The organism is Cryobacterium sp. 10I1, from assembly GCF_035019805.1.
GTDB classification, from domain to species: Bacteria; Actinomycetota; Actinomycetes; order Actinomycetales; family Microbacteriaceae; genus Cryobacterium; species Cryobacterium glucosi.
This window is the reverse complement of the sequence record NZ_JASJVF010000610.1, coordinates 1-329: the sequence shown is the minus strand read 5'-3', so window position 1 is coordinate 329 and position 329 is coordinate 1. Positions and strand designations below refer to the sequence as shown.

At 71.7% G+C, this 329-nt stretch carries 1 protein-coding gene; it reads left to right on the top strand.

Annotated elements, in window-relative coordinates:
* The coding region (locus tag QN345_RS19995; RefSeq protein WP_323509234.1) for a transketolase-like TK C-terminal-containing protein at nucleotides 1-329 on the top strand (329 nt) is incomplete at both ends.

Below are 329 nucleotides of genomic sequence, written 5' to 3'. Positions count from 1 at the left end.
CGCCAGAACATCCCCGTGTTCGAGCGCGGCGACGGCGACGCGAGCGGCGAGGTCTTCGCCTCCGCCCGCAACGTCGCCAAGGGCGCGTACATTCTCGCCGAAGCGCCGAACGGCACCCCCGACGTCATCCTGATCGCCACGGGTTCCGAGGTCCAGCTGGCCGTGAACGCCCGTGCGGCGCTCGCGTCCGAGGGCATCAACGCCCGCGTCGTGTCTGCGCCGAGCCTCGAGTGGTTCCGGGAGCAGACAGCGGAGTACCGCGAGTCCGTGCTGCCCGCCGGCATCACCGCCCGCGTGTCCGTCGAGGCCGGTATCGCGCTGACCTGGGA